The organism is Rhizobium sp. 57MFTsu3.2, assembly GCF_012932765.1.
Taxonomy (GTDB): Bacteria; Pseudomonadota; Alphaproteobacteria; order Rhizobiales; family Rhizobiaceae; genus Rhizobium; species Rhizobium altiplani.
On sequence record NZ_JDWI01000036.1, the window covers coordinates 45,732 to 52,094 of the forward strand.

Below are 6,363 nucleotides of genomic sequence, written 5' to 3' on the forward strand. Positions count from 1 at the left end.
GTCAGCCATTTGTCAACTCAGGGCACCTCGCTGTCGCGGGACGGAAAAGCCCCATCTTGCACTGCAGGTCGGGCGCCTGGATCAACATGTGAAGCCGTTGGCAGCCATTACAGCGGCGCGCGTGACGCCCACGTCGGCAGCCCACACGGTGCTGCTTTATGGATCAACTCCACGGCGCTATTTTGCGACAGGAGAGATCCGGGTTGGCATAGAGCCATTACGCGCGTTATGCCTTGTTGTGTTCCATCGCCAGTTCTGCCTCGAGGCTTTCCGCATCGCGGAAGATCGTGACAACCGCCAGAACGCGTCCGCCGTGCGTGAAGCGCAGGAGGCAGTCCTTCGCAGCAATGTCGCCCTCGATCTCGATCGCGTCCCATCTCTCGGCGTGTCCGACATAATTGATCGGGATGTCGTAATGCTGGCTCCAGAAAAACGGCACATCCGTGAACTCCTTCCGGCGTCCGAGCATGTTCAGCGCAGCGGTAGCACCCTGCCGCTCGGCCACGACCCAATGCTCAACTCTGATGTTCTCGCCGCTGTGGGGGTCGGGCCACCGCGCGATATCGCCGGCCGCATATATCCCCGGCGCGCTGGTCTCCAGATAGGCATCGACCAGGACACCCCGATCGATGGTAAGCCCCGCTCTTTCGGCGAGATCGACCCGCGGGCGCACGCCGATGCCGGCAACGACCAGGTCGGCAGTCAGCGTGCTGCCGCTCGTCAGCAAAACCTCGCTGGCGCCGATGCTCGCAGCGGTATCTTTCAAATGGAAGACGACACCATGTTCATCATGCAGGGCGCGGATGAAGTCGCCCATCTGGGGACCTAGCACCCGTTCCATCGGCCGTTCCTCAGGCGCCACGACATGCACTTCGACACCGCGGGTCCGAAGCGCGGCAGCGACCTCGAGGCCGATGAAGCTGGCGCCCAGCACGACAGCGCGCCGCGCCGCGCCGCTCTGCGCGATGATCGCGCGACTGTCGGCAAGCGAGCGCAGTGTGTGGACATGAGGCTGGTCGGCACCCGGTATGCTGAGGCGCACCGGTTCGGCGCCGGTCGCTAGCAGCAATTTGTCGAAGGCGACCCGGCCGCCATCGGCGAGCACGACCTTTCTGGCGCGGACATCAATGTCGGCAACCTTCGTTCCGAGGCGTACCTCGATGCCGTTCTTGGCATAAAAGCCCTCCGTGCGCAGTGGGATCCAGTCTTCGGGAGCCTTGCCCGCAAGATAGTCCTTCGAGAGGTTGGGGCGGTCGACCGGCAACGCCTCGTCGTCGCTGATCATGACGATGGCGCCCTGATATTGTTCGCGCCGCAGTCTTTCGGCTGCGGCAAAAGCCGCCGCGCCACCGCCGACGATGACGATTCTTCCCGGCAAGACCTCGGCATTGCTATCGCGCGAGGCTTGCGACGATTTCTTGCGTTTATCGCCAACGAAAATCCTATCGCCGCGCTGCTCGACTGACCAGCACGTGAGCGGCGACAGGGCCGGTGCGCGCAGGGCCTCTCCGGTTCGCAGGTCGAAGCAGGCATGATGCCAGGGGCAACGAACACTGTCGTCGACAACCAGGCCGTCGACCAGCGGTCCGCCATAGTGCGAACAGGTGGCGGCAACGGCAAATATCTCTGCTCCACGACGCACGAGAAGCACGGGCTCGCCGTCTTTGTGACCAACCAGCTTGCCTCCATCGGGAAGGTTGTCGAGTGCTATTCCGAGGGCGAGATCGGGTCCCTTCGGATCTGAGCGGCTATCGGTCATTTTCTCCTCCGTCAAAAGGCAGCTGCCGGTATCGCCTGCTGCGAGGAGGTTGCCCAGGCAGCTCCCTTAAATTCTCGGGCTATTCTGCCCTTTAGGTAAGTGAATATGGCTCGAAGTAAACGTCGCCAAATACATCTGGAGTCGCTTTCGCTGTTTCCAATGATGCCGCGTTCGGAACAGGTGGCCCGCTTGTTTCGCACCTTGACCCAGCGCAAGCTTGAGGACCCCAGGGAGGGCAGCGATTATCTACAAAGCTGTCCAGCGCGACATGGCGGTGGAGTTTTCGGACTCGCCATCAAATCGCTGCGCCTTGGGCGCCGCGCCAGTTCGTCGCGCGAGGGTGCAGCGAATTTCCTCGGATTGTGCTTGTCGAGCTTAAAATGAGGTTGTCTGGATAGAACGCAACCGCCTCGGGCAACGCTCTCCTTGTGACAGTCTAGGGGCGTCCAATACGATGCAAGTCACTGCGCTGCAGCGTTGTGCTGCAAAAGCGCGGAGCCTTCCATAATGAGATATCTACAGGAAAAACTGACATCCAAACGAAACGACGGCAATGGCCAATGGCATCGTTAGCATGGCGATGCTTTGCCAGTCGGTTTGATGTCCATAGTCTCGCGCTTCCGAGTTCATTCCAGCTACCCCCTCATGGAAGCAGCCTACCCGACTTAGTGGCCGTGTCGTCTCAAAATAAGTTTCTGGTTGTAATATTCGCGGCAGATCGAGACCGCGTTCGGCGCTCAGCCTAAACCTTTCTGACATCTTGCAATTTGAGGCTTTCAATGACGGGCTTCCGGTCCCTCAAAGGTATTGCCGCGTGCATCGCCGATGCAGATCGGCGTCGAGACACCATATGCGTCTCAGCTAGGGAGAGGCTAGTCATTGAGAGGCACCGTAGCGTTCTGCCTGGGATTGGAGCTCGACAGGGTTAACCCGTGTGCCCACTGCCGACACGTTTCTTGGTGTTATTCGCAGCGCGCGCAAGGCGTTCAGGATGACCGCAACATCGATTGCCTCCTGAAGGAGCGCGCCCTGGACTGGCGTGAGGTAGCCAAGGGCTGCGGCAACCATTCCGGCCATGGAAAGACCGATGCCCGCGAAGACGCTTTCGAGCGCGATCCCGCGTGATCGCTTAGCCACTTCTAGCCCCGAAACGAGCCGACCGAGGTCGTCAACCAGCAGAACAACGCTAGCAGCCTCGGCGGAGGCGGCCGCCCCCCGTGCTCCCATTGCTACGCCGATATCGGCGGCCGCCAATGCGGGAGCGTCGTTGACGCCGTCGCCCACCATCATCACCGGCCCGTTCTTGCGTTCGGTCAGCACCAGAAGAACTTTCTGGTCGGGCGTCAGGTCGGCGCGGACGGCATCAAGCCCGAGCCCTTCAGTAACGGCCTCGGCGACGGCGTGACGGTCGCCTGTGGCAAGCACAATCCGTCTAATGCCACTGCGGCGGATGCCGGAAAGGAAGCCTGCCGTTTCCCGGCGCAACGGGTCGGACAGGACCAGATTTCCCGCGAGCTGGCCGTCCACCGCGACCGCGACCAGCACAGAGCCCGCTTCGGATTCCTGATCCGGAGCCCGCGATCTGCCAATCTTGCTGATCACGAAATCTGTCCCGCCCACGACGACGGATCGGCCGTCCACCTGAGCCGCGACCCCGTCTCCTGGAACTTCCTCGATATGCGTCGGTATTGGCAGGGGCATGCCCTGCGCGCGTGCCGAGGCAACGATCGCCTGTGCCATGGGGTGCTTCGATGCCTGATCGGCTGCCGCAGCCAAGCGAAGCACTTCACCCGGCTGCAAGTCGGCATAAGTGTCGACCGACACAATCTGCGGACGGCCGTCCGTCAGTGTGCCGGTCTTGTCGAGGATCAATGTTTGGGCCTGCGTGAGTGCCTCGAGGGCCCTCGCGCCCTTGATCAGCACGCCAAAGTGCGTTGCCCTCGATAGGCCCGCGACCAGCGCGACCGGCACCGCAAGGATCAGAGGGCAGGGTGTGGCTACGACCAGCACGGCTACGGCCCGGATTGGGTCATCGGTCATCCACCACGCGGCAGCGGCAAGCGTGGCCGTAACGACGAGGAACAGGATCGAATAGCGATCTGCCAGTCGAGACATCGGCGCCTTCGACCGCTGCGCCTCCTCGACCAGACGGACGATTCCTGCATAGGTGCTCTCCGCAGCGCGGCGGCTTGCGCGCAGATCGAAGGCATCACCCACATTGGTCGAGCCGCTCATCGCCTCTTGCCCGTGCATCAGTCTCACAGGCATCGATTCACCTGTCATGGCTGACTGGTCGACGACCGCGCGCGCGCTCTCGACAGTTCCGTCGACAGGCGCGACGTCCCCTTGCCGAATGAGGAGAAGGTCGCCGGGTGCGATTTGGTTGAGCAACACCTCTTCCAACGCGCCGTCGCGGTATCGGGCGGCGGTGCGTGGAATACGTGAGAGGAGGTCTTGCATGTTACGGCGGGCACGGCCTTCGGCAAAGCTCTCGAGGAATGTGCCTCCAGTGTACATCAGCGCGACGACGGCCGCGGCGAGCGTCTCACCGAAGACAAGCGCGGCCGACATGGACAGAGCCGCCACGATGTCGAGGCCGACCTCGCCTCTCCAGAGGCTTCGGACAATCTCGATGATTAGGACGGCAAGGACAGGAACGACCCCCGCGACCCAGACCATCTCGGCGAGATCAACATTTCCGGCAAGCCTCAGGCTGGCCCCAACCGTAAGGCCGGTAAGGGCAACAGCCAGAATGGCAATCTTGAACCTGTCCCTGCCTTGCCCGCTCATCTCGCCTTCGGTTCACTGGTTTATGTTACCCCGACTCAGGGCGCCCGGAATTGTGCCCGAGCGTTTGTCGCAGTTCTCATCGCCGTTGATGAGGAGTGCGTCCAGGCCGACTTTAGGGGGCATTGAGGCGCCCTCCAAGTGTTCTTGACCACCAGCACACTCACTCGTCCAAGCATCATCCAGCCTGCTGTCACCACGGTCATGCCGACGAGGCATTCAGCGGCCGCGACGCGCCGAGGAGGCCATCTGTATGCGAGAGCCCCCAGATCGACAGTCGCCGGAGGTCACATAGCGGCTTCGACGTGCAGCCAAATGACACGCGGATGTAACCGAACTACAGAGGCTTCAAGCACATGTCGATCGCGGGTCGGGAGCAGCCGAAATCGAAGCCCTCCTGAAAATGCCGAGGCCGCGGCTATTGTCGCGGCCTGGCTGTAGAACAGAGAAGCGCAAGGCTCGACGGGGTTCTGAGGGGCCCTGAGTTAACCCTGCTCACAGAGGGACTGCGAACAAGTTTCAGAATAACCTATTGGGGCGAAGGGCAGGATGCCTCCGTTTGAGGGGGAGGGCTAGTCATTCGGTGGGAGGCGCAAAGGACGAGGCCCGCAGGGGTGTGCACGGACCTCGGAACACTATCACAGGAAGTGGCCGCATTTTCTGGCCGGGGTCATAAAAGCACAGCCGACCATCGATCGCACGTACGCCAATGTTGGTAACTGGCGCTACAGCTGGTAGGAACTGTTTCGAGAGTTCTGAGAGGCGTAGGCGTTGCGGCCGAGTTCACCCCTTGGGTGTCTCCCGATCAGGCAAGATCTTCGTCTGACAAGACTAGAAAGTGGTTTCCTGCACCAACCACCAGACAGGAAGAAATGCCAACGCGATCGCTGCCAGCCAGACCGAGGCGAACTTGATCAGGTACTGCCGTCTCGCTTTGGCTTCGTTCCACTCGTAGTACATCGCCAACTCCCAACTTTAGCCTGTTGTTACTGGAGCATTGCTTTAACGGCGAGTCGAGTGCGGAACTGCAACACTCGTGATCTCGCTTGGGGGGCGGTTTCCAAAATCGGGTCCGTGAACCCTATTCCTGACGCCGCGAGGTGGTTCGTCGCGCCTGGCGGCTACGGAATTTGCAGCAGTGGCGAACATCGCCCAGATGTCGTCTGAGAAGTCTCAATTTAGGCGCCAATCGCAGCGCCGCTCGCGCCTGGCAACTCGTAGCCATAGACTGACGAAAGGAATGCAGGCTTGTCTTTCCCAGTCACAGGCGGCAAAGGACGCATCGCATTCGAATTTTGTCCGAACGTTGCGAAATGACTCCCATCGGCGGGGCGGTGCCAAAATCAGTTGGGTACGATGTCCCATTTTTCGTCAGGGTTGAAGCGCGTCATTTTCGCGACCGCCGCGGCGGTGTTGGTGCCGAGATCGCGTTCGTAGACGACGCCCTTCTCGCTCACCAGGAACGTCTTCACTCCCGTCTCACCGTATTTGACGGGCCATCCGACGAGCGCGAACCCGACGATCATGTTGCCGTTGATTATGTAGCTGTAGTCGCCACCGGCTATGTTGGCGCCCTGGCCCTTCAGGATCCGAAAACGGTAGCCGAAATAGCCATCCCCGGCCTTCGCACGCTCGAGAGCNGCCTGTTCGACGAAGGCTCCGGCGGGACTGTCTGAGTCTCCCTGGTTGGGGGGCCAGTAAAGGCCGTCTGTCTTGCCAGGGCTACTTATAAGGTTCTGTGCATATTCGAGAACGCCGTCGCCGTCGTGATCGGCCGAAGCGTATTCTTGCTGCGCGTCGACGTAGTTGCGCATGGT

4 protein-coding genes are annotated in these 6,363 nt (G+C 61.0%); all 4 read right to left on the bottom strand.

The window, feature by feature from the left end; all coding sequences use genetic code 11:
* Positions 1-226 precede the first annotated feature (226 nt).
* Positions 227-1,759: an FAD-dependent oxidoreductase gene (locus AF71_RS27385; RefSeq protein WP_169683880.1), complete on the bottom strand. Its 1,533-nt coding sequence runs from the start codon at positions 1,757-1,759 to the stop codon at positions 227-229.
* 876 nt (positions 1,760-2,635) lie between these two features.
* Positions 2,636-4,549 carry a heavy metal translocating P-type ATPase gene (locus AF71_RS27390; RefSeq protein WP_169683881.1) on the bottom strand — a complete coding sequence of 638 codons (1,914 nt, stop codon included), beginning with the start codon at positions 4,547-4,549 and terminating at the stop codon, positions 2,636-2,638.
* An 828-nt stretch (positions 4,550-5,377) separates the two neighbouring features.
* Positions 5,378-5,506, bottom strand: a complete 129-nt coding sequence (locus tag AF71_RS32185; RefSeq protein WP_018858765.1) for a hypothetical protein — start codon at positions 5,504-5,506, stop codon at positions 5,378-5,380.
* 383 nt (positions 5,507-5,889) lie between these two features.
* Positions 5,890-6,363, bottom strand: a 474-nt coding sequence (locus tag AF71_RS27395; protein ID WP_169683882.1) for a DUF2950 family protein, incomplete at its 5' end; no start/stop codon positions are given.

What these genes read in the sequence shown, in the direction of transcription:
- AF71_RS27390 (WP_169683881.1), bottom strand. Translation starts at nt 4,549, where the DNA reads ATGAGCGGGCAAGGCAGGGACAGGTTCAAGATTGCCATTCTGGCTGTT.
- AF71_RS27385 (WP_169683880.1), bottom strand. Translation starts at nt 1,759, where the DNA reads ATGACCGATAGCCGCTCAGATCCGAAGGGACCCGATCTCGCCCTCGGA.
- AF71_RS32185 (WP_018858765.1), bottom strand. Translation starts at nt 5,506, where the DNA reads ATGTACTACGAGTGGAACGAAGCCAAAGCGAGACGGCAGTACCTGATC.